Source organism: Luteimonas pelagia (genome assembly GCF_054776035.1).
In genome coordinates, this window is sequence record NZ_BAAHCG010000003.1 from 526675 (window position 1) to 551020 (window position 24346).

The window sequence follows — 24346 nt, forward strand, 5'->3', positions numbered from 1 at the left end:
GGCGCGACAGGCCCGGATCCCGCCCGTCGGCCCCTATCCTTTGCGCGATGAGCCGGCCGACCTTCCCGATCGATCCGCTGCTGCCGGGGATCCGAGACAGCCTTGCGGCCCACCCGCGCCTGGTGCTCGAGGCGCCGCCGGGCGCGGGGAAGACCACCCGCGTGCCGCCCGCGCTGCTGGATGCGGCGTGGCTCGAAGGGCGGCGCATCGTGATGCTCGAACCGCGCCGGGTGGCGGCGCGCGCGGCGGCCGGGTTCATGGCGCGGCAGCTGGGCGAGGACGTCGGCGCGACGGTCGGCTACCGGATCCGCTTCGAGCGCCGGGTGTCCGCGGCCACCCGCATCGAGGTGGTGACCGAGGGCATCCTCACCCGCATGCTGCAGGACGATCCGATGCTCGACGGAATCGGCGCCCTGCTCTTCGACGAATTCCACGAGCGCCACCTGCCGGCCGACCTCGGCCTGGCGCTGGCGCTCGACGTGCAGGCCCAGGTCCGTCCGGACCTGCGGATCGTCGTGATGTCGGCCACGCTCGACGGCGAACGGCTGGCCGCGTTCCTCGACGCACCGCGCATCTCGAGCGAAGGCCGCGCCTTCCCCGTGGACGTGGCCCACGTCGCCGCGCGCCGCGAGGAGGCCGCCGAGCACCAGGTGCGGCGTGCCGTGCGGCATGCGCTGGAGGCCCATCCGGGCGACGTGCTCGTGTTCCTGCCCGGACGCCGGGAGATCGATCGCGCGCATGCGACGCTCGGACCCGGGGCCGGCGACGGCGTCGAGGTGCTCGACCTGCATGGCGAGCTGCCGGTCGAACGCCAGTCGCGCGTGCTCGCGCCGCATGCGGACGGCCACCGCCGCGTGGTGCTCGCCACCAACGTGGCCGAGTCCAGCGTCACGCTGCCGGGCGTGCGCGTCGTCGTGGACACCGGACTGGCGCGCGAGCCGCGTTTCGATCCGAACTCCGGGTTCTCGCGGCTGGATGTCGTCCCGGTGTCGCAGGCCTCGGCCGACCAGCGTGCCGGCCGCGCGGGCCGCGTCGCGCCCGGCTGGGCCTACCGTCTCTGGCCGCAGTCCCAGCGACTGGAACCGCAGCGCCGCCCCGAGATCGCCCAGGTCGACCTGGCCGGCCTCGCGCTCGAACTGGCCGCGTGGGGCTCGGACGACCTGCGTTTCCCGGATCCGCCGCCACCCGGTGCGCTCGCCGCCGCCCGCGACCTGCTCGGTTCGCTGGGTGCGCTGGCGTCCGGACAGATCACGCCCCTGGGGCGGCGGATGCTCGCGCTCGGCACCCACCCGCGCCTGGCGGCGATGCTGCTCGCGCCCGATGAGGTTGCGGCACGGGCACTCGCGTGCGATCTCGCCGCGCTGGTCGAAGCACGCGATCCGATGCGCGCCCGCGACGACGCCCTCGCCACCCGGTGGCAGGCGCTCGCCGCCTTCCGCGCCGGGCGCCCGCCGGCCGACGCGCACCGCGGCGCCCTCGCCGCGATCGACGCGGCCGCCGCGCAGTGGCGCCGGCGCGTGCGGGTCGATGCACGGCCGCCGTCCGGCGTGCCCGCGCACGCCCTCGGCGACCTGCTCGCGCACGGCTGGCCGGACCGCGTGGCGCGCCAGCACCCGGCGGATCCGCACCGATACCAGCTGGCGAACGGACGGACCGCGCGGCTGGCCGACGACAGCGCGCTGTTCGGCGAGCCCTGGCTCGTCGCGACCGAGCTGCGCCTGGAGGTGCGCGACGGCCGGATCCTGCGCGGCGCGCCGGTCGACGAGGCGCGACTGCGCCGCGACTTCCCGGACCGCTTCAACGAAGGCGACGTCGTGCGCTGGGACGCGACGCAGCGCGCCCTGGTGGCGCGTCGCGAATCCCGGTTCGACGCGATCGTGCTGGACGCCCGTCCCGGCGGCCGCATCGATGCCGGCATGGCCGCGCGCGCACTCACCGATGCCCTGCCGGAGCTGGGCATCGCCGCCCTGCCCTGGACGCGGGCGCTCGAGCAGTGGCGCGCGCGCGTGCGCTGCGTGCGGGCGTGGCGTCCCGACGCGGGCCTGCCCGACCTGTCCGACGCGGCGTTGCTGCAGGCGCGCGCGGACTGGCTGCAGCCCGCCTTCGCCGGGAAGACCCGCTGGGACGCACTCGACGCCACCGCGCTGGCGAACGCGCTGCATGCGCTGCTCGACTGGCCCGCGCGGGACATGGTCGACCGGCTCGCCCCGCCGCGCATCGACGTGCCATCCGGCCAGGCGCGCGCCATCGAGTACGCGTGGGACGACGGCGCCGATGCGCCGCGCGAGCCCGTGCTGGCGGTCAAGCTGCAGGAGCTGTTCGGGCTGGCGGAAACGCCGCGCGTCTGCGAGGGGCGGGTCCCGCTTCTGCTCCACCTGCTGTCGCCGGCCGGCCGTCCGCTGCAGGTGACGCGCGACCTGCGCGGCTTCTGGGACCGCACATGGCCCGAAGTCAGGAAGGAAATGAAGGGGCGCTACCCGAAGCACCCCTGGCCGGAAGATCCGTGGACGGCCCGCGCCACCCACCGGGCGAAACCGCGCGGCGGCTGAACGCCGCACGCCCGCCGCACGCCCGCTCACGCAGCTTCAACGAACGCGTGCGGACACTCGTGGCCCTCTCCCCGTGCCACCGGAAGGTCCCAATGAGCAGACTCGATTCGCTGCCCGAGCGTGCGCTCGAACTCGTCAGCCAGGTCGGCGACAACCTTCGCCACGCCGTGCCCGACGGTGCCGGCAAGTGGCTCGATGCCGGCGTCAAGCTGGGTGCGGTCAAGACCGGCGCGCGCCTGGCCGGCAAGTTCGTGCGCCGCAATCCCGCGGCGTTCGCCGCCGCGGCGGCGGGCGCCGGACTCCTGTTGCTGGCCGCGCGGCACCGCGCGAAGAAGGCCGAGGCCGGCAACGAGGGCAATGGCAGCTCGCGCACCAAGCGCGTCGACGCCAAGCGCGGCACGGGCAGCACGCGCACCCGCCGCGCCGCCGCCAAGCGCTGACGCACGAGCGGGCGGCGCGGGCCACCCCGATGGCCCGCGCCGTTTCAATTCCGGGGATGGACCGTTCGGTCGAATGCCGCGGCTGGCGACCTGCCGGGCCCGCGCGCCTCAACCGGCGACGGGCAGTTCGATGATGAAGCAGGCGCCGCCGCCCTGGCGGTCCTCGTACGACAGGCTGCCGCCCGCGTCCTCGACGATCTGCCGGGCGAGGGACAGTCCCAGGCCACTGGACAGGCCGGCCGCGGGATCCTCCTCGGTCAACCGGGTGAAGGGCTTGAAGAGTTCCCGCTGCTGCCGCGGGGGAATGCCCGGGCCGCGGTCGGCGACCTGCAACTGCCAGTAGCCGGCGCCTCCCGCACGCACCTGCAGGTCGAGCACCCTGCCCTCGGTGGCGTACTTGAGCGCATTCGTCACCAGGTTCTCCGCGACCTGTCGCAGCACCTGTTCGTCCATCGCGACCATCACCGGCTGGCCCGGCACCCGCGTGCGCAGTTCCACGCCCCGCGCCTCGGCCTGCAGTTCGTAGCGGTCGCGAAGCCACGCGACCACCTCCCCGAGCGCGACCTTCGCGCGCGCCGCGTCACCGTCGCCGTCGGCGGTCCGCCGCTGCTGCGTCTCGAGGTAACGCCGGATGTATCCCAGTGCGTCGCGCGTGCTGTCCTGGATCATCTGCAGGTAGCGCGGGACGCGTTCCGGCCTGCACGCCTCCTGCAGCAGCATGTCGCTGGCGAACAGCACGCTCGACAACGGGTTCTTCAGGTCGTGCGCGACCAGGTTGACCAGTTCCTGGCGCTCGCGCGCGACGCGCTCGAGCCGGTCCCGCGTGAGCTTCAGGCCGACGTGCGCATCCACGCGCGCCAGCAGTTCCTCGGGCATGAAGGGCTTGGTGACGTAGTCGACCGCGCCGGCCTCGAAGGCGCGCAGCAACAGGTCCCGGTCCTGCGCGGCGGTGAGGAACACGACCGGCGTGCGCTGGAGCTGCGGCAGTTCGCGCAGCTTCGACAGCAGCGCGAACCCGTCCATGCCCGGCATCATCATGTCCAGCAGGAGCAGGTCGGGCGTCTGGGCGGCGGCGAGTTCCAGTGCCTTCGCGCCCTGGTCCGCGGCCTCCACGTCATAGCCGTGGCGGGACAGCAGGGCCCCGACGACGCGCAGGTTCGCCTGCTGGTCGTCGACGACCAGGATCCGACCCGATGCGCTGCCGGTACTTCCCATCGCTCTCCATGCGCCCCTTGCAAGCCCTGTGCGGTCCAGGGGTCGAACCCTCCGGCCCGGTCCAGCGATCGCCCCCGCCGGCTAAGTTAGCACCGCGCGCGGGCGCCGCGCACGCCGCCCGGGCAGGTTCCTGAAGGGGACGGACCGGCGCTCAATCCTCGATACGCCATTCCCCGGGCGACAGGCCCGCGATGCTGTGCGCCCCGATCGCCACGCGCACCAGGCGCAGCGTCGGCAGCCCGACCGCCGCGGTCATGCGCCGTACCTGCCGGTTCCGGCCCTCGCGCAGGACGATCTCCAGCCACGCATCGGGCACCGTCTTGCGGAACCGGACCGGCGGATCCCGCGGCCAGAGCGCCGGCGCCGAGATGGCCCGTGCCGCCGCGGGCCGCGTGCGTCCGTCGCGAAGCGCCACGCCCGCGCGCAGCGACCGGAGCTGGTCGTCGCCTGGCGTGCCCTCGACCTGGACCCAGTACGTCTTCGGCTGCTTGTGCCGCGGATCGGTCAACCGGTGGGCGAGGCCGCCATCGTCGGTGAGCAGCAGCAGGCCCTCGCTGTCGTGGTCCAGCCGACCGGCCGGGTACACGCCCGGCGGCAGGCCGAAGCCGGCCAGCGTCGCGCGCGGCGGCGTGCCGCGATCGGTGAACTGGCACAGCACGCCGAACGGCTTGTTGAGCGCAATCAGCACGCGCTGCCCCGGCCACGGGAAGCGAAGATCGAATTAAATTCTTGTAAAAACAACAACATACACGCCACCTCCACGCCTCCCTCGGCATCATGGTGACCGTTCCCGCGGAAGACGGGACGTCCCACCCGACAGCCAGGAGGCCCCAATGACACTCCGGACCCAGAAGATCGAGACCCTGAACGAGCTGATCTCGGTCACCCGCGACAGCGCCGAGTTCTACGCCGACGCCGCCAAGCGCGTCGACAACCCCAACCTGCAGCGGCTGTTCGCCGACATGGCCAGCTCCAAGAACGGCCTGGTCGGCGCCATGGCCCGCGACGTCCGCAGCGAGGGCGCGACGCCGGAGTCCGACGGTACGTTCCGCGGCTCCCTGCACCAGATGTACGGCGATGTCCGCGCCAAGCTCGGCGACAAGGACTACGCGTACGTGTCCGAACTCGAGGAGAGCGAGGACCGCATGCTCCACGCCTTCAACGACGTGCTGCAGGACGGCGACACCCCGACCGGCGTCAAGGACGCCGTGCGCAACTACCTCCCCGCGGTGAAGCAGCACCACGACGCGATGCGCGACCGCAAGTGGGAAATGAAGGCGGCGCACTGACGCGTCCACGACCGCCCGGGTCGCAGCCGACCCGGGACATCACACCAAGGCCCGCCGGTTCCGCGGCGCGGCCGAGGCGCAACAGCCCCTCGATCAGGGGGTCGGGGCCGGTCCGGCGACGGACCGGCCCCATCTTTTCCGCCGGCGCGACGACGGCGAGGGCGCCCGCGGGTCAGGTGGCCGGCTTGCGGAAGCGCAGGGTCATGCGGTCGCTTTCGCCGATGTCGCGGTAGCGGGCCGCGTCCGCGTCCTCGTGCCGATTCGTCGGCGGCAGGGTCCAGACCCCATTGGGGTGGTCCTTCGTGTCGGCGGGGTTCGCGTTGACCTCGCTGCGCTCCTCCAGGACGAAGCCGGCGCCCTGGGCGAGGTCGATGACGACCTGCTCGGCCACGTAGCCGGAGTCGTCGTCGGCCGGCGTGCCCGCGGCGGCGCGATGCTCGACCACCCCCAGCACGCCGCCGGGGGCGAGCACGTCGAAGAAGCCCTTGAACATCGCCGGCGCGGACCCGTTGCCGAGCCAGTTGTGCACGTTGCGGAACGTCAGCACCGCGTCCGCCGACCCCGGGGCGCCGAAGTCGGGTGCGGCCGGGTCGAACTCCACGATCGCGCCCTCCCCGTAGACCGCGGCGTCGCTTGCCAGGCGCGTGCGCAGGCCGTCGCGCCAGCGCGCGTAGTAGTCGCGCGCGTCCGCGTCGTCCGCGCTGTCGGGCGAGACGACCGCGCCGACGTACCGCCCGCCGTCGCGCAGGTAGGGCGCGAGGATCTCCGTGTACCAGCCGCCACCGGGCTTGATCTCCACCACCGTCATGTCCGGACGGATGCCGAAGAACGCGAGCGTTTCGGCGGGGTGGCGATGGGCGTCGCGCGCCACGAACTCCGGCGTGCGCCACGCGCCGGCGACAGCGGAGGCCAGGGCCGCGTCCGTGGTCGTCGCGGCAGCCCCGTCGGCGGGTGCCTCCGCGGACGAAGGTGCGTCGGCCGGCGCCGCTTGCATCGAGGCCGCGTCCTCGCGGTCGCAGCCGGCGAGGACAAGCGCGGCGGCCAGGGCGGCGGAGAGCGTGCGATGGAAGGCGTTGCGGGGCATGGCGGCACTCCGGTGCGGGGCGGGCCGCCAGCCTAGCGCGCGCGCCACGGGCGCGCATGCAGGCATGCGCGCACCGCCGCGCGGACGCTCAGCCGCAGGTGACCTCGGTGATGGCGCCACGCTCGTTGGTCTTCACGTTCACCCGGTCGGGCCGGTAGTCCATCGTGACCATGTCGTCGGGACCGATGACGCGGGCCGTGCGGCTGCCGGTGTCGACGCGGATGCGCTCCACGACGTCGGGCGTGGCGGCCTGGCCGATGGCCCAGCGCGCGGCCTCCGCGTCGCAGGTGCCGGCGTGCGGCGGCGGCGGGGTCCCGCCGGCCGGCGGCGTCGGCGCGCAGGCGGAGATGGCCAGGGTGAGGGCGATCGGCAGCATCAGGCGAACGGTCATGTGCTCGGCTCCTGTGGCGGGGTCCGACACGTTGGGGATGCGCACGTGTGGCCCGCGTCAACGCGTCTGCTGGCATCCTGCCCGGATGGACGCCCTGCCCCGCGCGCCGGCCTGCGAACGCAACCGCGGCCCCATCCTCGACGGGCTGCGCGTGCACTTCGCCGGGCGCCGGCGCGTGCTCGAGGTCGGCAGCGGCACCGGGGAACACGCCGTCCACTTCGCCGCGGCGATGCCGTGGCTCGAATGGCACGCGACCGACGTCCTCGCCAACCTGCCCGGCATCGCGGGATGGCGCGCCGAAGCCGCGCTGCCGAACACGCCGCCGCCGTTCGCCCTGGACCTGGCCGATCCGGCGTGGGACGCGGACGCACGGGCGTCGCTCGAGGGTCCATGCGACGCGGCGTTCTGCGCGAACGTGCTGCACATCGTCGCCTGGCCGCTGGTCGCGTCCCTGTTCGAAGGCCTCGGGCGCCTGCTGGCCGGGGACGCGGTCGTCGTGGTCTACGGCCCCTTCAACGAAGGGGGCGACTACACCGCCGAAAGCAATCGCGCGTTCGACGCCTGGCTGCGCGCGCGCGACCCGGCGTCGGGGATCCGCGACCGCGAAGCCGTGGACGCGCTCGCGGAACGGGCGGGTTTCCGCCGCCTCGCGCGGACGGCGATGCCGGCGAACAACCTGCTGCTGGCGTGGCGGCGCGGCTGACGCCCCGGGTGCGCCTCAGCGCTCGAGGATCGCCACCACGCCCATGCCGCCCGCGGTGCAGATCGATACCAGGCAGCGGCCCCCGCCACGCGCGGCCAGCTCCTTCGCCGCGGCAGCCACGATGCGCGCGCCGGTCGCGGCGAACGGATGCCCGGTCGCCAGCGACGAGCCGTTCGGGTTGATCCTGGCCGGGTCGATGCGCCCGAGCGGCGCATCGAGGCCGAGCCGCTGCCGGCAGTACTCCTCGCTTTCCCATGCGCGGAGCGTGCACAGCACCTGCGCGGCGAACGCCTCGTGGATCTCGTAGAAGTCGAAGTCCTGCAGCGACAGGCCGTTGCGCGCCAGCATCTCCGGCACCGCGATCGTGGGCGCCATCAACAGGCCCTCGCCATGCACGAAGTCGACCGCCGCCACGTGCGCGTCGCGCAGGTGGCACAGCACCTCGTGCCCGTGCTTCTCCGCCCAGGACTCGGAAGCGAGCAGGCAGGCCGCGGCGCCGTCGGTCAGCGGCGTCGAATTGCCCGCGGTGAGCGTGCCCTGCCCCGAAGTGCGGTCGAACGCGGGCTTGAGCGAGGCGAGCTTCTCCAGGCTCGTGTCGGCGCGCAGCACGTTGTCGCGCGACACGCCGCGGAAACTCACCACCAGGTCGTCCAGGAAGCCGCGGTCGTACGCGGCGGCGAGCTTCCGGTGCGAGGCCAGTGCCCATTCGTCCTGCGAATCGCGCGCGATCGACCACTGGCGCGCCATCTCCTCGCAATGCTCGCCCATCGACTTGCCGGTGCGCGGCTCGGTGACGCCGGGGAACTCCGGCACCAGTTCGCGGAACGAGAACCCGCGGAACGACCCGGCGCGCGCCTTCCAGTCGCGCGCGCGGTTGGCCTCGAGCAGCCGCCGGCGCAGCGCCTTGCCATACACGATCGGCACGTCGGAGGTGCTGTCCGAGCCGCCGCCGATGCCGGCCTCGATCTGTCCGGCGGCGATCTTGTTGGCCACGTGGACGATGGTGTCCAGCGACGTGCCGCAGGCGCGCTGCATCGTGATGCCCGGCGTCAGCGGCGACAGGCCGGAGGACAGCGCGGCCTCGCGGCCCAGGTTCCAGTCCGACGCGTGCTTGATGACCGCGCCCAGCGCGACCTCGCCCAGCTGCTGGCCGTGCAGCCCGAACTTCTCGACCAGCGCGCCGAGCGTGCGCACGGACATGCCGAGGTTGCCGACGTCCGCGTACGCGGTGTTCTGGCGGCAGAAGGGGATGCGGACGCCGCCGAGCACGGCGACGGGGCGGGTAGCACGCATGGGCACCTCGTTCCGGACCGCCCGCGCGACGCGGCGCGGGCATAATGCGCCGGAGTGTAGCGCCGGGCCGGTGCAGGTCCAGTCACCGCCTGCACGCCAACGTCCCACGCGCGATGGCACGTCGCGCCCGCCTCCGAGTGCCATGGCCCACGACGCACCGCATTCCCAGGACGACGCGCGCGTGCTCGGCGCGCTGGCGCTCGAACTCGCGCCGACCGGCGGCGCCGGTCGCCCCGCGCTGGCGCAGGCCGACGCGGGCGCGCTCGCCGACCGCATCGGCGAGGACCTCGCCGGTTTCCACGAGGACGCGGCGCGATGCGACCTCACCACCGTCGGTGCGCACTACGACCCTGTCGAACTCCTGCGTCCCGGCTGGCCGGTCCACGACGCCCTCGACCAGCTCGCGGCGCGCGCGCCGCGCCAGGCCGGCGCCGGCCGCTTGCTCGCCTTCGGCATGCACGACGGCCGCCTGCCCGGCACGCTCGCGCCGTCGCCGGCCTTCGCCGGCGGCCCATTGCGGCTGGTGCCCTTCGTGCTTTCGGGCGAGGGGCCGCGCGTCGCCCGTGTCGGCGACGCCTTCGAGCGCGACCTGCTCGAACGCGGCATGGCGGGCGCCGCGACCGCCCTGCTCGCGCAGGACCTGTTCGGGCTTCGGGTGGAGCATGCGCGCTACCTGACGCTGCACGACCTCGTCGCCATGATGGCGATGCAGTACGACCATGCGGGCCTGGGTCCGCTCTGGCCGGTGATCGAGTCGGCGCTGCTGTCGCCGCGCGCTGACGCGCGCATCGACGTGTCGCACGAGCCGTTGCTGCACCTGTCGGGCGGGGAGGCGCACATCGCGCTGATGCCCCCGCACGCGTGGCGCGCGCGCCACGATGGCGGGACGGGGCCGGTCGAGGACGATGCCGCGCGCGCGCGGCTGGACCGTGCCTGGCAGCGGTTCGAGGCGCGCCAGCGGCAGTTCGCGGCCGTGCTTGAGGCGCACGGCATCCCGGTGACGTTCGACTACTGCGAATCGGCCGGCGAGCTGCCCTGGGCCCCGAACGTGCGCTCGAGCAGCGCGTAGCCCGCGTCCTCCATGCCGAGCGCGCCGTAGGTCGACAGCGCGGCGGCGTTGTCGCGTTCCACGTAGAGCCGCAGCCCGGCAACGCCCGGCGTCGCGCGCGCCTCGGCCTCGACGTGCCGGTACAGAGTCGCGAACACGCCGTGGCGACGGTGCTCGGGCGGCACGTACACGCTCTGGATCCACCACCACCAGCCGTTGCGCCAGTCGCTCCACTCGCGCGTGACCATCAACGTGCCCGCCGGAAGCGCCACCAGCTCGCGGCCGGCGGCCGGTGCCTCCCGCATGGCCACCAGGACGCGGCCGCGCACGGGATCGGCCACGGCCGCCGCGATGCCGGCCGACACGGTCGCGGGATCCAGCGCGCGGCCCTCGCTTTCGTCCGCCATCGCCACCGCCCAGCGCGCCAGCAGCGGCACGTCGGCGGCGATGGCATCGCGGACGTGCGCGGCCATGGGGGTCAGCGGGGCAGGATCACGCCGCAGGCGACCCGCGCGCCGGCGTTGCCGGAGGGCTGGCTGCGGTAGTCGTCGGCCTGGGCGTGGACCACCAGCGCGCGGTTGAGGATGTCGTCCGGGCGGCGGGTGCCGAGCGACACGCCGCGCACGTGCACGTCGACCCTGGCGACGCCGTCGACGTTCGCGACCAGGTTGTCCATGTCGCCCAGGTGGTGCGCGCCGGCGCCGGCCCGCCCGTGCGCGGCACCGGTCGGGTTGAAATGGGCGCCCGCGCTGGACGCGTCCGCTGCGCTGCAGTCGCCGCGCTCGTGGACGTGGAAGCCATGGCTGCTGCCGGGGGTGAAGCCGCCCAGTTCGCCCTGCAGGTGCACGCCGTCGGCCATCGGGCGCAGCTGGACGGTGCCGCTGACCAGGCTGCCCGATGCGGGCGCGAGCACCACGCGGGCCGCGTCGACCGAAGTCGCGGGCGGCAGCGGATCGGACATGTTCGGCGGGGACGGCGCGGTCGCGCAGGCGGCGAGCAGCGAAGCGGCGGCGAAGGGGAGGACGAGTCGCATGGGGGCTCCTTTCGGGGTATCGACCGGCTCCGCCGGCGCTGGCGCGCAGCCTAGGCCGGACGGGGTGGCCGGCGGGTGAATCAGTCGCCGTCCCCGCTGCGTTCCCGGCGCGCGCCCAGTTTCCGCGTCAGCGTGTTCCGTCCCACGCCCAGGCGCCGCGCCGCCTCCGCACGGCGTCCGCCGCTGTCCTCGAGCGCCGTGTCCAGCAGCACGCGGTCGAAGCGGGCGCGTGCGTCGGCGTGGATGTCGGACGCGCCCTCGCACAGCCGCGCGCGCGTCCAGTCGGCGAGCTCGCGCTCCCAAGCGGGCCCCGCGCCGGCGGGATCCGCGCCCGCGCGACCGAGCGCGGCGGCCACGTCGTGCGCGGAGGCGGTGTCCCCGGCCGCGAGCGCGGCGAGCCGCCAGCACACGTTTTCGAGCTCGCGCACGTTGCCGGGCCAGTCGTGGCGGCGCAGCAGCGCGCGTGCGTCACGCGAGAGCCGCTTGCGCGCACCGCCGAGCTCGTCCGCGGCGACACCGAGGAAGTGGTCGGCGAGCAGCAGCGCGTCGTCGCCGCGCTCGCGCAGGGGCGGCAACCGCAGGCGCACGACGTCCAGCCGGTGCAGGAGGTCGGCGCGGAACCGGCCCGCGTCGACCAGCGCTTCCAGCGCCTGGTGGGTGGCGGCCACCACGCGCACGTCCACGCGGATAAGCTCGCGCCCGCCCACGCGGAAGAACTCCCCTTCGGCGAGCACGCGCAGCAGCCGCGTCTGCAGCGGCAGCGGCATGTCGCCGATCTCGTCGAGGAACAGCGTGCCCCCGTCGGCCTGTTCGAAGCGGCCGACGCGCCGCTTGTGCGCGCCGGTGAACGCGCCGGCCTCGTGGCCGAACAGTTCCGACTCCAGCAACTCGGCGGGGATCGCCGCGGTGTTGAGGGCGACGAACGGCCCGCGGGCCCTGGGCGACTCGCGGTGGAGCGCGCGCGCGACGAGTTCCTTGCCGGTGCCGGTCTCGCCGGTGACGAGCACCGAGAGCGGCAGCTGCGCGAGCCGGCCGATCGCCCGGAACAGGTCGCGCATCACCGGCGACTCGCCGACCAGCACGGGATCGCCGGTCCGTTCCGGTGCCGGCGCGGCATCGTCCTCGCCCGTGGGTCGCGCGCCGAGCACGCGCTCGACCAGCGCGACCGCGTCGTCCAGGTCGAAGGGCTTGGACAGGAACTCCCGCGCGCCGCCGCGGAACGCGCCCGCGGTGCTCGCGACATCGGTGTACGCGCTCATCACCACGACCGGCAGGCGCGGATGCGCGGACTTCAGCGTGTCGAGCAGGCGCAGGCCGTCCATGCCCGGCATGCGCACGTCGGTGAACAGCAGGTCCGGGCGCGCGTCGCCCGTGCGGACCCGCAGCGCCTCCAGGACGTCGGAGGCGCTTTCGAATGCATCGACCTGGTGGCCGGCTTCGCGCAGTGCGGTCGCGAGCACGAAGCGCACGGCGCGGTCGTCGTCCACGATCCAGATCCGCGCGCTCATGCCGTCGCCTCCGTCGGCACGGTCGCGTGCACGGGCAGCAGCAGGCTGAAGACCGTGTGCCCGGGCCGCGAACGGTACGCCAGCGAACCGCGGTGTTCCCGCGCCACCTGCTGTGCCAGGGCCAGGCCCAGCCCGGTGCCTTCCGCGCGCCCGGACACCAGCGGCAGGAACAGGCGCTCGGCGAGTTCGTCGGGCACGCCCCGGCCGTCGTCCACGATGTCCAGGCGCAGCGCGAGCGCGTGCTGCGCGTCGCCGATGCGCACGCCGTGCTCGGCGCGGGTGCGCAGCGTCACGGTGCTGGCGCCGGCCTCGAAGGCGTTGCGCACCAGGTTCCAGGTCGCCTGCACGAGGCGGTCCTCGTCGCCCATGGGCTCCGGCAGGCTCGGGTCGTAGTCGCGGACGAGGCGGACCGCCCAGCCGGCGTCCGCCTCGGCCAGGCGCAGCACGCGCTCGAGTACCGCGTGGATGTTGAACGACGCAGGTGCGCGGGCCGGCGCGGGGGACAGCAGCTGGTCGATCAGGCCCGCGAGGCGGCCGACCTCGCTTTCCACCAGTGCGACGAGTTCGCGCTGGTCGGGGGCGTCGCCACGTTGCTCGGCGTGCCGCGCCAGGAGCTGGGCCGCGCCCTTCAGCCCGGCCAGTGGATTGCGCAGTTCGTGCGCCAGTCCCTTGAGCGCGGCCGACAGCGCGGCCGGCAGCAGCAGCGCGGGGTCCTCGCCCGGGAACTCCGCGACCGGATGCGCCTCGAGCAGCCAGCCGTCGCCGCACGGTGACAGCGCGAGGTCGGCGAAGCGGGCGCCGGCACCGGGGAACGCCAGCGCGACGCGGCGCAACTGGTGGAGCGCGCCGCCCGCATGGGCCGGCGCCCCGGCCAGCAGCGTGGCCAGGCCGTCCCCGTCCACTTCGAGGGCGGCCATCGGCAGGGCCAGGAGCCGGCGCGCCCCGACCCCCAGCCAGCGCGCGAACGCCGTGTTGCAGCCGGCGATCCGCGACTCGGCATCGGTCCAGGCCACGGGCGTGGACAGGGCCTCGAAGGCGGCTTCCGGGGCGGGCGACGTCGACATTGCACCATTATGGGGCAGCCCCGCGGCCGCTTCGCATCTTCCCGTGCGCACGTTGCGTAACGGGTCGGCATGACCGGCGACACCCGATTCCACCGCGACACCGGCCCGGGCACGGCGCGGCGTCGGGCACGGCCCGCCACGCGCCGCGTCTTGTGGCCGGGCGCGAGCGCATGGCATAACCGGCCGGCCCCCCGGGCCGCGCCGGCGATTTCGCGCGACGGCACCCGGGCCAACCACCGACGGGGAACCATGGCCGCTGCCCACGACGTCCCGATCGACGCCGGTCCCGCGCTCGAGCCCCTGCTCGCGCGGGTGGCCGGAGGTGACCGCACGGCGTTCGAGGCGCTCTACCGCGCCAGTGCGCCCCGGCTGTTCGGCATCTGCCTGCGCCTGCTGCGCGACCGCGGCGAGGCCGAGGACGTGCTGCAGGAGGTCTTCACCACCGTCTGGGACAAGGCGGCGCGGTACGACGCCGGCAAGGCCCGGGCCACGACCTGGCTGTCCACCGTGGCGCGCAACCGGTGCATCGACCGCCTGCGCGCGGCGCCGACGGCGCGACCGGCGCCGGTCGAGCTGGTCGAATCGCTCCCCGACGAGGGACCCACGCCCGCCCAACAGGCATCGGCTGCCGGCGAGCGCGCGCGCCTGCTCGGCTGCATGGAGGAGCTCGAGGAACGCCGGCGCGGGCTGATCCGCACCGCGTTCTTCGAAGGCGCGACCTACGAGGAACTGGCGCGTCGCATCGACGCGCCACTGGGCACGGTCAAGAGCTGGATCCGCCGCGGCCTGCTGCAGTTGCGCGACTGCCTGGAGCGGGTCGCATGAGCGAACACGACGCCCTCGCCCACGATCCGCCGGACGACGACCTGCTCGCGGCCGAGCACGTCCTTGGCCTGCATGACGCCCGGCAGCGCCGCGAGGTCGAGGCGCGCGTCGCGGCCGACGCCGGGTTCGCCTCGCGGGTCGCGACCTGGGAAGCGCGCTTCGCGACCCTGTTCGCCTTCATCGCGCCGGTCGACCCGCCGGCCGACCTCTGGCCGCGCCTGCGCCGACGCCTGGGCTGGGCCGCGTTCGACGATGCGCGCGCGACGCGGCAGGTCCGCTTCTGGCGCGGCGCGACCGCGGGCGCGCTGGCGATCGCCGCGGCCCTGGCCGTCGTCGCGATCCTGCGGCCGGACGCGGTGCCCACCGCGCCGGATGCCGTGCCGCCGCCGGTGGTCGAGGTGCCGACCGTCCCGCCGCCGGAGGCCGAGGTGCCCAAGCCCGTCGTCGTGCTCGCTCGCGAGGACGGCGCCACCGCATGGCTGGCGGCCGTCGACGCGGCCGACGGCGCGGTGACCATGACGCCGGTCCCCGATGCCACCGACCGGGGCGGCCTGGTCGGCGAACTCTGGCTGATCCCGGAAGGGGCCGCGCCGATGTCCCTGGGCTTCGTCTCGCACGAAATGTCGCACACGATCGATGTCCCGGACGCGATGCAGGATGCGCTCGCCGTGGGCGCGACACTCGCCGTGACCCTGGAGCCCGAGGCCGGGATGCCGCACGCCGCGCCCACGGGCCCGGTGGTCGCGGCCGGACGCATCGACGCGATCTGACCGTCCGGCCGGCGCACGCCGCGCAGGCGGGCACCGTCCCCGGCCGAGCGCTGCATCCGGAACCGCGCGGGACCCGTACCCAAGGTCCCGCCCCGTCCCGGAGCCCCGATGCCGCCCGACTGCGACAGCCCTTCCATGGGCGCCCTGCCGATGTCCGGTGCGCCGGCCGCACGCGGATGGCGGCGCCGGCTCCGCCTGTGGTGGGACACGGGGGAGGGCGTGCCGCTCGACGGTCCGGACGCCGACCGGATCGACTGGCTGCGCGCGGCCCCGTTCGTCGCGATGCACCTGGCCTGCCTGGGCGTGGTCGTGGTCGGCGTGTCGTGGTTCGCGGTCGCGGCCGCCGCGGTGCTGTACGCGGTGCGCATGTTCGCGCTCACGGCGTTCTACCACCGGTATTTCTCGCACAGGGCGTTTCGCGCCCCACGCCCGGTGCAGTTCGCGTTCGCGCTGCTGGGCGCGGCGAGCGTGCAGCGCGGGCCGTTGTGGTGGGCGGCGCACCACCGCACGCACCACCGCCACACCGACACCGACAGCGACCCGCACTCGCCGCGCGTGCACGGGTTCTGGCGCAGCCATGTCGGCTGGTTCCTGACGCCGCGCGGATTCCGTACCGACTGGTCGCGGATCCCGGACCTCGCGAAGTTCCCGGAACTGCGCTGGCTGGACCGCTTCGACCTGGTCGTGCCGGTCGTGCTGGCGGTCGCGCTGTACCTGCTGGGCGCATGGCTCGAAGGCGCGGCGCCGTCGCTGGACACCAACGGGCCGCAACTGCTGGTGTGGGGCTTCTTCGTGTCGACGACGGTGCTGTTCCATTGCACGGTGACGATCAACTCGCTCGCGCACCGGTTCGGCACGCAGCGCTTCGACACCGGCGACGACAGCCGCAACAACGCGTGGCTGGCGCTGCTCACCTTCGGCGAGGGCTGGCACAACAACCACCATTTCTATCCGGGCAGCGCGCGCCAGGGCTTCCGCTGGTGGGAGCTGGACGCCACGTTCTACGTGCTGCGCGCGATGGCTGCAGTGGGCCTCGTGCGCGACCTGAAGCCGGTGCCGGCCTGGGTCGCGTCGAAGGCGAGGCCGCGCCGGTGAGGGTCGCGGTCGTCGGCTCCGGGATCGCCGGGCTGTCCGCGGCGTGGCGGCTCTCGCGCGCGGGCCGGGAGGTGGTGCTGTTCGAGGCCGAGGGTCGGCTGGGCGGCCACGTGCACACGCACGACGTGCGACTGGGCGGCAGGTCGTTCGCGGTCGACAGCGGCTTCATCGTCTTCAACCACGCGAACTACCCGCTGCTGTCCGCCCTGTTCGACGAACTGGGAATCGGCTCGCGGCCGACGACCATGGGGTTCTCGGTCCAGCGCGAGGACACCGGCCTGGAGTACAACGCGACCACGCTCGACCGGCTGTTCTGCCAACGCCGCAACCTCGCGTCGCCCCGCTTCTGGTCGATGCTGCGCGACCTGCGCCGCTTCTACCGCGAGGCCCCCGCGCTGCTCGCCAGCGCGGACGCGCATGCCGGCCCGACACTGGGGGCGTACCTCGAGGCGCACGGATACGGCGCGCCGTTCCGCGACGACCACCTGGTGCCGATGGCCTCGGCGCTGTGGTCCGCGCCGCCGCGCTGGATCCTCGACTTCCCCGCGCGCTACCTCGTGCGGTTCCTGGCGAACCACCGGATGCTGCAGGTGGACGGCCGGCCGGAGTGGCGCGTGGTCACGGGCGGTTCGCGCCGCTACGTCGACGCGCTGCGCGCCGGGTGGGATGTCGACGTCCACGCGGGGACGCCCGTGCGGGGTGTCCGCCGCGGCGACGACGACGTCGAGGTCTTCACCGACGCCGGCAGCGCGCGCTTCGACCACGTCGTGCTGGCGTGCCACAGCGACCAGGCGCTGGCGCTTCTGGTGGATGGCGACGAACGCGAACACGCGGTCCTGGGTGCGATCGGCTACCAGCGGAACGAGGCTGTCCTGCACACCGACAAGCGATTGCTGCCGCGCCACCCACGCGCGTGGGCGGCCTGGAATGCGTTCGTGCCGCGCGATCGGGACGCGCCCTGCACGGTGAGCTACTGCATGAACCTGCTGCAGGGCCTGGACGCGCCGGACCCGTTGGTCGTCACCCTGAACCGCGGCGCGGCGATCGCTCCCGACCGGGTGCTGGCGACGATGGACTACGCGCATCCGGTGTATGACGCCGCCTCGGTCGCGGCGCGCGCGCGTCGCCACGAGATCCAGGGCCGGCGCCGAACGTGGTTCGCCGGTGCGTACTGGGGTTGGGGCTTCCACGAGGACGGGATCCGGAGCGGCTACGACGCGGCCGACGGGATCCTCGCGCAGGTCACCGCAGATGGCACCCGTCCCGCCGTGGCCACCGACGCGGTGGCGGCATGACGGCCAAGTTGCACAGCGCCGTGTACGAGGGGCGGGTGCGCCATCGCAGGTACGCCCCGCATCCGCATGCGTTCACGCATCGCATGGCCCAGCTCTACCTGGACCTCGACGAGGTCGACCGCGTTTTCGACGGGCGCTGGCTCTGGTCGGCACGCCACGCCGCGCCGGCGCGCTTCCGGCGCGACGACTTCATGGTCCCGCATGACCGCCCCCTCGCCGAGGTGGTGCGCGACCGCGTCGAAGCGGAGACGGGCAACCGGCCCGATGGAGCGGTGCGCCTCCTCGCGCACCTGCGCTATTTCGGGCACGCCTTCAATCCGGTCGCGTTCTACTACTGCCAAGATGCGGACGGCACGCTGTCGGCCGTGGTCGCGGAGATCACCAACACGCCGTGGCGCGAGCGCCACGCCTACGTGCTGCCGGTGGACGGCGCCACGCGCCGGGGTCGCGCGCTCGAATGGCGCTTCGACAAGTGTTTCCACGTGTCGCCGTTCATGGCGATGGACCGCCGCTACGCATGGCGCTTCACGCCGCCGGGCGACGACCTGTTCGTGCACATGGACGTGTTCGACGGCGCGCGGCGCGAATTCGACGCGACCCTCGCGCTCGACCGGCGACCGCTCGACGGCGCCTCGCTCGCGCGCGTGCTGTGGCGTTACCCGCTGATGACCGTGCAGGTCCTGGGTGCCATCCACTGGCACGCCCTGCGGCTCTGGCTGAAGCGCAATCCCGTGCACGACCATCCCCCCAGCCCCGGAGCCACCGCATGAGCGACGGCAACCGCGATCCCGGCGCGATCCACGCGCCCCCCCGGATGCGACCGGCCGCGCCACCCGCGGGCGGCCTCGACCGCCTGCTGCGCCGGCGCCTGCTGGCCCAGCTCCACGGACTGCGCGGCGGCCGCGTCAGGCTGGACGATCCCGATGGCCACGTCTCGCTGGGCTGGCCGCCAGGACCGCACGAGATCGACGTGCGCGTGCGCGTCGAGGACCGCGCGTTCTACCGTGCGGTCGCGGCCGGCGGCAGCGTCGGCGCCGGTGCCGCGTACATCGACGGGCAGTGGGCGTGCGAGGACCGCGGCGATGGCCGGGGCCTCGTCGACCTGGTCCGGCTGCTGGTGCGCAACCGCGACCGGCTGGACGCACTGGAGGCGGGCCCCGCGCGCTTCGCCGGCTCGCTGCTGCGCGCCTGGCACGCGCGCAACCGCAACACCCGCGCGGGCAGCCGCCGCAACATCGCCGCGCACTACGACCTGGGGAACGACTTCTTCCGGCTGTTCCTGTCGCCGGACCTGATGTACTCGTCCGCGTACTGGGCCGGCGAGGACGACACGCTCGAGGCCGCCTCCACCCGCAAGCTCGAACGCATCTGCGCGCAGCTCGACCTGACGCCCGGCGACCGCGTGGTCGAGATCGGCACCGGCTGGGGCGGGTTCGCGCTGCACGCCGCGCGCCACCATGGCTGCCACGTCACGACGACCACCCTCTCGCGCGAGCAGCACGACGAGGCGGCGCGCCGCGTGCAGGCGGCCGGGCTGGGCGACCGCGTCACCGTGTTGCTGCAGGACTACCGCGACCTCCAGGGACGCTACGACAAGCTGGTGTCGATCGAGATGGTCGAGGCGATCGGCGCGAAGTACCTCGACACCTACTTCGCCAAGCTCGGCGCACTGCTGCACCCGCACGGACTCGGCCTGCTGCAGGCGATCACCATCGAGGACCACCGCTACGCGCGGGCGCTGGCGGAGGTGGACTTCATCAAGCGCCACGTGTTCCCGGGCAGCTTCATCCCGTCGGTCTCGGCCATGCTCGGCGCGATGGCGCGCACGAGCGACCTGGCGCTGGTGCGGCAGGAGGACTTCGGCCCGTCGTACGCGCGCACGCTCGCGGCCTGGCGGGAGCGGTTCATGGCGCGCCTGCCCGAGGTCCGCGCACTCGGCTTCGACGACCGCTTCATCCGCCTTTGGACCTTCTACCTGGCCTACTGCGAGGGCGGCTTCCGCGAGCGGTCGATTGGCGTCTCGCACCTGCTGTTCGCGAAACCCGGCTGGCGCGGGACCGTGCCCCTGGCGGACAAGGCGCCCGCGGCGGTGATGGCATGAGCGCCTGGGCCTGGGTCGGCGTGGTCGCCGCCGGGATGGTGGTCGCGCAGTCGCTCGGCTGGACGTGGCAGCGGCGGCGCGACAACGCGGGGATCGTCGACGTCATCTGGGCGGCGGGCGTGGGCGCCGCCGCGATCATGTACGCGCTGCTCGGCGACGGGGCCTTGTTGCCGCGGCTGCTGGTGGCGCTGCTTGGCGGCATCTGGGGCCTGCGGCTCGCGGCGCACCTGTGGGTGCGCGTCCGCGGCGAGGACGAGGACGGCCGTTACCGGCAGCAGCGGCAGGCCTGGAACGGCAGCCAGTGGAAGTTCTACGCGTTCTTCCAGTTCCAGGCGCTGCTGGTGCTGCTGTTCTCGCTGCCGTTCCTCGCGGTCGCGCGCAATCCCGTCGGCGACTTCACCGTCTGGACGGCCCTGGGCATCGCCGTCTGGCTCGGCAGCGTCGGCGGCGAAGCGCTCGCCGACCGCCAGCTCGCCCGCTTCAGGGCCGACCCGTCCAACAAGGGCAAGGTCTGCGACGTCGGCCTGTGGCGCTACTCGCGCCATCCGAACTACTTCTTCGAATGGCTGCACTGGTTCGCCTACGTGTGCCTGGCCATCGGCTCGCCGATCGCATGGATGGCATGGGCGGGTCCGGCGGTGATGTACGTGTTCCTGCGCTGGATCAGCGGCATCCCCTGGACCGAGCGCCAGTCGCTGCGCTCGCGCGGCGATGCCTATCGCGACTACCAGCGCCGTACGACCATGTTCTTCCCCTGGTTCCCGAAGGACGACGCCCGCAAGGAGGATCGATGAACGCCACCACCGCCGACGAACTGCCCACCGACGCGCCGGGGCCCGGCCTGATCGGGCTGGCCGAGCGCGGCCTGCTGCCGGACGCGCTGCTGCGGCTCGGGATGCGCCGCCTGTGCGCGCAGCGCCTGGCGGAGGAGTCCGCGGGCGGCCCGGATGCGCAGGCCGCGCGCTTCGCAGAACAGCTCGCTGCGCTGCAGGCATCCCCGCTGGCGATCGAGACGGACGCGGCCAACCGCCAGCACTACGCGCTGCCCCCGGCGTTCTTCGCCCAGTGCCTCGGCCCGCGGTTCAAGTACTCGTCCTGCTACTACCCGACCGGCGGCGAGACGCTGGCGGAGGCGGAGGACGCGATGCTCGCGCTGACGTGCGAGCGGGCAGACCTGGCGGACGGCCAGTCGATCCTCGAACTGGGCTGCGGCTGGGGCTCGCTCACGTTGTGGATGGCCGAGCGATATCCGGCCGCGCGCATCACCGCGGTGTCGAACTCGCGGCTGCAGCGCACGCACATCGAGGCGGCCTGCCGGTCTCGCGGGCTCGCGAACGTACGGGTGATCACCGAGGACGTGAACCGGCTGGAGCTCGCCGCCGACGCCTACGACCGCGTCGTGTCGGTGGAGATGTTCGAGCACGTGCGCAACCACGCGCGCCTGCTCGGCAACATCGCCCGCTGGCTGCGTCCGGGTGGGGCGCTGTTCGTGCACATCTTCTGCCACCGCACCCTGCTCTATCCCTACGAGACCGGGGGCGACGACAACTGGATGGGGCGGCACTTCTTCACCGGCGGGATCATGCCGTCGGCGGACATGCTCGCGTTCTTCCAGCGCGACCTGCGCCTGGAACGGCGCTGGCTGGTGGACGGCACGCACTACGCGCGCACCGCCAACCACTGGCTGGCCAACCAGGATGCACGGCGCGACGCCGTGCTGCCGGTCCTGGCCGACGCGTACGGGACAGACGGCGCGCGCCTGTGGCACCAGCGCTGGCGCATGTTCTGGATGGCCTGCGCGGAACTGTTCGGCTACGCCGGCGGCCGCGAGTGGATGGTCGGGCACTACCGGTTCAAGAAGCCTGTCCCGTAGCCACCCTGCCCGTCGGTAGGAGCGCGCCTGCGCGCGCGATGGCCGGACGGTCTGGACGCACCGATGGAGTCGCCGTTTCGGCATCCTTCGCACGCACCTGATGCCTGCCGCCTCCGGATGCATCTCGCGCGTAGGCGCGCTCTTACAGTGAGTCGGTCGGCGCCGCGGCGCCCGGCCGGGTGAGGGCGTGCAGGATGCGGGCGTCGGTGGTGTCGAGCGTCGCCGTCGGATCGTCGCCGTCGTCGATCCCGCGGAAGCGGCGGTGGAACGCGCGCACCGCGGCCGGCAGGTCGCCGGTGGGATAACCCATCGCGTACAGCGCGCGTACCGGATCGAATCCTTCCGGTGGATCCTCCAGCGGTCCTTGCGGCCAGACGCCGAAGCCGGCCGCCGCCAGCCGCTGCCAGGGGAACAGGTGCCCCGGGTCGCGCTTGCGCGCCGGGGCCATGTCCGCGTGCGCGATCACCGCGTGGCGCTCGATGCGCTGGCGGTCCATGACGTCCGCCATGAGCCGGACCAGCGCATCGACCTGCGCGTCGGGAAACGGGCTGCGGCCGTCGTTGTCGAGCTCGATGCCGATCGAGGTCGAGTTGAGGTCGTCGATCGTGCCCCAGTGCCCGCCGCCCGCGTGCCAGGCGCGCTCGCCCTCGTCGACGAGCTGGTAGACCGCGCCGTCCCGGCCGACTAAGTAATGCGCGCTGACCCGGCCGTGGACGTTGCGCGAGCGCAGCGTGCGCAGGCTTTCGTCGACCGAGCCCTGCTCGGTGGCGTGCAGCACCACGATCACGGGTCGACGTGCGTCGAAATTGTCCGACGGCACCCACTGCGCCAGCGGGCTGCGCCCGGTCGTTGGCACGGGGGGTGCCCCTGGCTGTGGCGCGGATGGCACGTGCGCGCAGCCCGCGATGGCAAAGACCACGGCCAGCATGCCGGGGACGAGGCGTGGGGTCGGCGTCATGCGCCGCATTGCAGCCACCGCCGCCCGCGATTGCAACCGCCAACGGAGAGGGCGAGCGTCCATAGGAGCGCGCCTGCGCGCGCGAATCCGGCGGAGTGATGGCATCGAGGCACCGCGCGAAATGACGCCGAGGACATGGCCCCAGGCGCGGCACGCCTTTCGCGCCTGTAGAGGCGCACCTACGGGGTTGGAGGGGTTTGCCCGTCGGAGCGAGCCTCCTTGCAGGACCCCCGAACGACGAAGGCCCGGATCGCTCCGGGCCTTCGTCGGTCGCAGGCGTGATGACGCCCGGCGGATCAGAGGGTGTAGTACAGCTGGTACTCGAGCGGATGGGTCGCCGCGCGGAACTTGGTGACCTCCTGCATCTTCAGCGCGATGTAGGCGTCGATGAAGTCGTCGCTCATCACGCCGCCGGCCTTCAGGAACTCGCGGTCCTGGTCCAGCGCCTCGAGCGCCTGGTCGAGCGAGTGGCACACGGTCGGGATGTCCTTGGCCTCCTCGGGCGGCAGGTCGTACAGGTCCTTGTCCATCGCCTCGCCCGGGTCGATCTGGTTCTTGATGCCGTCCAGGCCGGCCATCATCAGCGCGGTGAAGGTCAGGTAGCCCGACTGCATCGGGTCCGGGAAGCGGAACTCGATCCGGCGCGCCTTCGGGTTCGACACGTACGGGATGCGGCAGCTCGCCGAGCGGTTGCGCGCGGAGTAGGCCAGCATCACCGGCGCCTCGAAGCCCGGGACCAGACGCTTGTAGCTGTTGGTGGTCGAGTTGGTGAACGCGTTGATCGCGCGCGCGTGCTTGAACACGCCGCCGATGTACCACAGCGCCATCTGCGACAGGCCGCCGTAGCCGTCGCCGGAGAACAGGTTCTTGCCGCCCTTGGCCAGCGACTGGTGCACGTGCATGCCGCTGCCGTTGTCGCCGACCAGCGGCTTGGGCATGAAGGTGGCGGTCTTGCCGTTGCGGAAGGCGACGTTCTTGATGACGTACTTCATCATCATCAGCTCGTCGGCCTTGCGGACCAGCGAGCTGAACTTGGTGCCGATCTCGCACTGGCCGGCGTTCGCGACCTCGTGGTGGTGCACCTCGACCTCGATGCCGACCTGCTCGAGCGTCTTGCACATCTCGGCGCGGATGTCGTGCAGCGAGTCGACCGGCGGCAGCGGGAAGTAGCCGCCCTTCACCATCGGCCGGTAGCCGGTGTTGCCGCCCGCGTAGTCGCGCGCGGAGTTCCAGTGCGCCTCCTCCGAGTCGATCTCGAAGAAGGTGTGGCCCATCTCGTTGCCGAACCGGACCGAGTCGAAGATGAAGTATTCCGGCTCCGGGCCGAAGAACGCCTGCTCGGCGACGCCGCTGGACTTCAGGTACGCCTCGGCGCGGCGGGCGACGCCGCGCGGGTCGCGCTCGTAGGCCTGCATGGTGGCCGGGTCGAGCACGTCGCAGGTCAGCACCAGGGTCGGGTCGGCGGTGAACGGATCGATGTAGGCCGTTTCCGCGTCGGGCATCAGCACCATGTCGGACTCGTTGATGCCCTTCCAGCCGGCGATCGAGCTGCCGTCGAACATCTTGCCGTCCTCGAACAGCGACTCGTCGGCGATCGAGCGCGGGTAGGTGACGTGGTGCTGGACGCCCCGCATGTCCGCGAAGCGCAGGTCGATCCACTCGACCTTGTGATCCTTGATCATCTTCTCGACGTGTTCGAACGACATGCGGCACTCCGGCGTGCGTTGGGGATCCCCGTAGTCAGCAAGGTCCGTGCCAGCCAGCAAGTGCCTGATTCGCAACGGGTGATGCCGAGCCAGCGCCGTCAACCGC

Annotated in this window: 24 protein-coding genes; 13 read left to right on the top strand and 11 right to left on the bottom strand. The window is 73.3% G+C overall.

What is annotated here, in order from left to right; all coding sequences use genetic code 11:
* Positions 1-47 precede the first annotated feature (47 nt).
* Positions 48-2549, top strand: a complete 2502-nt coding sequence (gene hrpB / locus ACYU7H_RS11380) for an ATP-dependent helicase HrpB (protein WP_460814807.1) — start codon at positions 48-50, stop codon at positions 2547-2549.
* A gap of 92 nt (positions 2550-2641) precedes the next feature.
* Positions 2642-2989: a hypothetical protein gene (locus ACYU7H_RS11385; RefSeq protein WP_460814809.1), complete on the top strand. Its 348-nt coding sequence runs from the start codon at positions 2642-2644 to the stop codon at positions 2987-2989.
* Positions 2990-3097: 108 nt separating this feature from the next.
* Here the strand turns inward: ACYU7H_RS11385 and ACYU7H_RS11390 are convergent, their stop codons facing one another.
* Both ACYU7H_RS11390 and ACYU7H_RS11395 read right to left on the bottom strand, forming a co-directional pair.
* Entirely contained in the window at positions 3098-4204 is a 1107-nt protein-coding gene (locus ACYU7H_RS11390) for a hybrid sensor histidine kinase/response regulator (protein ID WP_460814811.1), read from the bottom strand.
* 151 nt (positions 4205-4355) lie between these two features.
* A complete protein-coding gene (locus ACYU7H_RS11395; RefSeq protein ID WP_460814812.1) occupies positions 4356-4892 on the bottom strand; it encodes a pseudouridine synthase in 537 nt (178 codons plus the stop codon).
* A gap of 145 nt (positions 4893-5037) precedes the next feature.
* On the opposite strand from ACYU7H_RS11395, the gene ACYU7H_RS11400 reads away from it, so the two are divergent.
* Positions 5038-5493, top strand: a complete 456-nt coding sequence (locus tag ACYU7H_RS11400; protein WP_460814814.1) for a PA2169 family four-helix-bundle protein — start codon at positions 5038-5040, stop codon at positions 5491-5493.
* A gap of 172 nt (positions 5494-5665) precedes the next feature.
* Here the strand turns inward: ACYU7H_RS11400 and ACYU7H_RS11405 are convergent, their stop codons facing one another.
* Together ACYU7H_RS11405 and ACYU7H_RS11410 are read right to left on the bottom strand one after the other, a co-directional pair.
* A complete protein-coding gene (locus tag ACYU7H_RS11405; protein WP_460815052.1) occupies positions 5666-6538 on the bottom strand; it encodes a class I SAM-dependent methyltransferase in 873 nt (290 codons plus the stop codon).
* A 127-nt stretch (positions 6539-6665) separates the two neighbouring features.
* Complete coding sequence (locus tag ACYU7H_RS11410; protein WP_460814816.1) at positions 6666-6968, bottom strand: I78 family peptidase inhibitor; 303 nt, start codon at positions 6966-6968, stop codon at positions 6666-6668.
* A gap of 85 nt (positions 6969-7053) precedes the next feature.
* Here ACYU7H_RS11410 and ACYU7H_RS11415 point away from each other — a divergent pair, with 85 nt between their 5' ends.
* Positions 7054-7671, top strand: coding sequence for a DUF938 domain-containing protein (locus tag ACYU7H_RS11415; RefSeq protein WP_460814818.1), 618 nt, complete (start codon positions 7054-7056; stop codon positions 7669-7671).
* A 15-nt stretch (positions 7672-7686) separates the two neighbouring features.
* On the opposite strand, the gene ACYU7H_RS11420 is transcribed toward ACYU7H_RS11415, so the two are convergent.
* Positions 7687-8964, bottom strand: coding sequence for an acetyl-CoA C-acetyltransferase (locus ACYU7H_RS11420; protein WP_460814820.1), 1278 nt, complete (start codon positions 8962-8964; stop codon positions 7687-7689).
* Positions 8965-9106: 142 nt separating this feature from the next.
* On the opposite strand from ACYU7H_RS11420, the gene ACYU7H_RS11425 reads away from it, so the two are divergent.
* Positions 9107-10033 (top strand): hypothetical protein, encoded by a 927-nt coding sequence (locus ACYU7H_RS11425; RefSeq protein ID WP_460814822.1) that lies wholly within the window; start codon positions 9107-9109, stop codon positions 10031-10033.
* Here the strand turns inward: ACYU7H_RS11425 and ACYU7H_RS11430 are convergent.
* From ACYU7H_RS11430 to ACYU7H_RS11445, 4 genes are all read right to left on the bottom strand, one after another.
* The gene (locus ACYU7H_RS11430; RefSeq protein WP_460814824.1) at positions 9973-10485 is read right to left on the bottom strand and encodes a GNAT family N-acetyltransferase; all 513 of its coding nucleotides are present in this window, start codon (positions 10483-10485) and stop codon (positions 9973-9975) included. The two genes, ACYU7H_RS11425 and ACYU7H_RS11430, sit on opposite strands and share 61 nt — an antisense overlap.
* A 5-nt stretch (positions 10486-10490) precedes the next feature.
* Entirely contained in the window at positions 10491-11045 is a 555-nt protein-coding gene (locus ACYU7H_RS11435; RefSeq protein WP_460814825.1) for a superoxide dismutase family protein, read from the bottom strand.
* 80 nt (positions 11046-11125) lie between these two features.
* Complete coding sequence (ntrC, locus tag ACYU7H_RS11440; RefSeq protein ID WP_460814827.1) at positions 11126-12553, bottom strand: nitrogen regulation protein NR(I); 1428 nt, start codon at positions 12551-12553, stop codon at positions 11126-11128.
* A complete protein-coding gene (locus ACYU7H_RS11445) occupies positions 12550-13617 on the bottom strand; it encodes a two-component system sensor histidine kinase NtrB (protein WP_460814828.1) in 1068 nt (355 codons plus the stop codon). Before ACYU7H_RS11445 ends, ntrC begins: the two co-directional genes overlap by 4 nt.
* Positions 13618-13866: 249 nt before the next feature.
* On the opposite strand from ACYU7H_RS11445, the gene ACYU7H_RS11450 reads away from it, so the two are divergent.
* The 8 genes from ACYU7H_RS11450 to ACYU7H_RS11485 all read left to right on the top strand — a co-directional run bounded on the left by ACYU7H_RS11450 (position 13867) and on the right by ACYU7H_RS11485 (position 21576).
* A complete protein-coding gene (locus tag ACYU7H_RS11450) occupies positions 13867-14442 on the top strand; it encodes a sigma-70 family RNA polymerase sigma factor (RefSeq protein ID WP_460814830.1) in 576 nt (191 codons plus the stop codon).
* Positions 14439-15212: an anti-sigma factor gene (locus ACYU7H_RS11455; RefSeq protein ID WP_460814831.1), complete on the top strand. Its 774-nt coding sequence runs from the start codon at positions 14439-14441 to the stop codon at positions 15210-15212. The genes ACYU7H_RS11450 and ACYU7H_RS11455 overlap by 4 nt, the downstream gene beginning before the upstream one ends.
* 135 nt (positions 15213-15347) lie before the next feature.
* A complete protein-coding gene (locus tag ACYU7H_RS11460) occupies positions 15348-16307 on the top strand; it encodes an acyl-CoA desaturase (protein ID WP_460814833.1) in 960 nt (319 codons plus the stop codon).
* Positions 16304-17602, top strand: a complete 1299-nt coding sequence (locus tag ACYU7H_RS11465) for an NAD(P)/FAD-dependent oxidoreductase (protein ID WP_460814834.1) — start codon at positions 16304-16306, stop codon at positions 17600-17602. Before ACYU7H_RS11460 ends, ACYU7H_RS11465 begins: the two co-directional genes overlap by 4 nt.
* A complete protein-coding gene (locus ACYU7H_RS11470; RefSeq protein WP_460814836.1) occupies positions 17599-18372 on the top strand; it encodes a DUF1365 domain-containing protein in 774 nt (257 codons plus the stop codon). Before ACYU7H_RS11465 ends, ACYU7H_RS11470 begins: the two co-directional genes overlap by 4 nt.
* 44 nt (positions 18373-18416) lie before the next feature.
* Entirely contained in the window at positions 18417-19703 is a 1287-nt protein-coding gene (locus ACYU7H_RS11475) for a class I SAM-dependent methyltransferase (protein ID WP_460815053.1), read from the top strand.
* Positions 19700-20497, top strand: coding sequence for a DUF1295 domain-containing protein (locus ACYU7H_RS11480; protein WP_460814838.1), 798 nt, complete (start codon positions 19700-19702; stop codon positions 20495-20497). The genes ACYU7H_RS11475 and ACYU7H_RS11480 overlap by 4 nt, the downstream gene beginning before the upstream one ends.
* The gene (locus ACYU7H_RS11485; protein WP_460814840.1) at positions 20494-21576 is read left to right on the top strand and encodes an SAM-dependent methyltransferase; all 1083 of its coding nucleotides are present in this window, start codon (positions 20494-20496) and stop codon (positions 21574-21576) included. Before ACYU7H_RS11480 ends, ACYU7H_RS11485 begins: the two co-directional genes overlap by 4 nt.
* A gap of 142 nt (positions 21577-21718) precedes the next feature.
* Here ACYU7H_RS11485 and ACYU7H_RS11490 read toward each other — a convergent pair whose 3' ends face one another.
* Entirely contained in the window at positions 21719-22432 is a 714-nt protein-coding gene (locus ACYU7H_RS11490; RefSeq protein ID WP_460814842.1) for an N-acetylmuramoyl-L-alanine amidase, read from the bottom strand.
* Between the two features lie 398 nt (positions 22433-22830).
* Entirely contained in the window at positions 22831-24240 is a 1410-nt protein-coding gene (gene glnA, locus ACYU7H_RS11495; RefSeq protein ID WP_460814844.1) for a type I glutamate--ammonia ligase, read from the bottom strand.
* Between the last annotated feature and the right edge of the window lie 106 nt (positions 24241-24346).

What these genes read in the sequence shown, in the direction of transcription:
- ACYU7H_RS11475 (WP_460815053.1), top strand. Translation starts at nt 18,417, where the DNA reads ATGCGACCGGCCGCGCCACCCGCGGGCGGCCTCGACCGCCTGCTGCGC.
- ACYU7H_RS11460 (WP_460814833.1), top strand. Translation starts at nt 15,348, where the DNA reads ATGGGCGCCCTGCCGATGTCCGGTGCGCCGGCCGCACGCGGATGGCGG.
- ACYU7H_RS11430 (WP_460814824.1), bottom strand. Translation starts at nt 10,485, where the DNA reads ATGGCCGCGCACGTCCGCGATGCCATCGCCGCCGACGTGCCGCTGCTG.
- ACYU7H_RS11470 (WP_460814836.1), top strand. Translation starts at nt 17,599, where the DNA reads ATGACGGCCAAGTTGCACAGCGCCGTGTACGAGGGGCGGGTGCGCCAT.
- ACYU7H_RS11485 (WP_460814840.1), top strand. Translation starts at nt 20,494, where the DNA reads ATGAACGCCACCACCGCCGACGAACTGCCCACCGACGCGCCGGGGCCC.
- glnA (WP_460814844.1), bottom strand. Translation starts at nt 24,240, where the DNA reads ATGTCGTTCGAACACGTCGAGAAGATGATCAAGGATCACAAGGTCGAG.
- ACYU7H_RS11410 (WP_460814816.1), bottom strand. Translation starts at nt 6,968, where the DNA reads ATGACCGTTCGCCTGATGCTGCCGATCGCCCTCACCCTGGCCATCTCC.
- ACYU7H_RS11390 (WP_460814811.1), bottom strand. Translation starts at nt 4,204, where the DNA reads ATGGGAAGTACCGGCAGCGCATCGGGTCGGATCCTGGTCGTCGACGAC.
- ACYU7H_RS11450 (WP_460814830.1), top strand. Translation starts at nt 13,867, where the DNA reads ATGGCCGCTGCCCACGACGTCCCGATCGACGCCGGTCCCGCGCTCGAG.
- ACYU7H_RS11455 (WP_460814831.1), top strand. Translation starts at nt 14,439, where the DNA reads ATGAGCGAACACGACGCCCTCGCCCACGATCCGCCGGACGACGACCTG.
- ACYU7H_RS11385 (WP_460814809.1), top strand. Translation starts at nt 2,642, where the DNA reads ATGAGCAGACTCGATTCGCTGCCCGAGCGTGCGCTCGAACTCGTCAGC.
- ACYU7H_RS11415 (WP_460814818.1), top strand. Translation starts at nt 7,054, where the DNA reads ATGGACGCCCTGCCCCGCGCGCCGGCCTGCGAACGCAACCGCGGCCCC.
- ACYU7H_RS11425 (WP_460814822.1), top strand. Translation starts at nt 9,107, where the DNA reads ATGGCCCACGACGCACCGCATTCCCAGGACGACGCGCGCGTGCTCGGC.
- ntrC (WP_460814827.1), bottom strand. Translation starts at nt 12,553, where the DNA reads ATGAGCGCGCGGATCTGGATCGTGGACGACGACCGCGCCGTGCGCTTC.
- ACYU7H_RS11420 (WP_460814820.1), bottom strand. Translation starts at nt 8,964, where the DNA reads ATGCGTGCTACCCGCCCCGTCGCCGTGCTCGGCGGCGTCCGCATCCCC.
- ACYU7H_RS11445 (WP_460814828.1), bottom strand. Translation starts at nt 13,617, where the DNA reads ATGTCGACGTCGCCCGCCCCGGAAGCCGCCTTCGAGGCCCTGTCCACG.
- ACYU7H_RS11480 (WP_460814838.1), top strand. Translation starts at nt 19,700, where the DNA reads ATGAGCGCCTGGGCCTGGGTCGGCGTGGTCGCCGCCGGGATGGTGGTC.
- hrpB (WP_460814807.1), top strand. Translation starts at nt 48, where the DNA reads ATGAGCCGGCCGACCTTCCCGATCGATCCGCTGCTGCCGGGGATCCGA.
- ACYU7H_RS11400 (WP_460814814.1), top strand. Translation starts at nt 5,038, where the DNA reads ATGACACTCCGGACCCAGAAGATCGAGACCCTGAACGAGCTGATCTCG.
- ACYU7H_RS11435 (WP_460814825.1), bottom strand. Translation starts at nt 11,045, where the DNA reads ATGCGACTCGTCCTCCCCTTCGCCGCCGCTTCGCTGCTCGCCGCCTGC.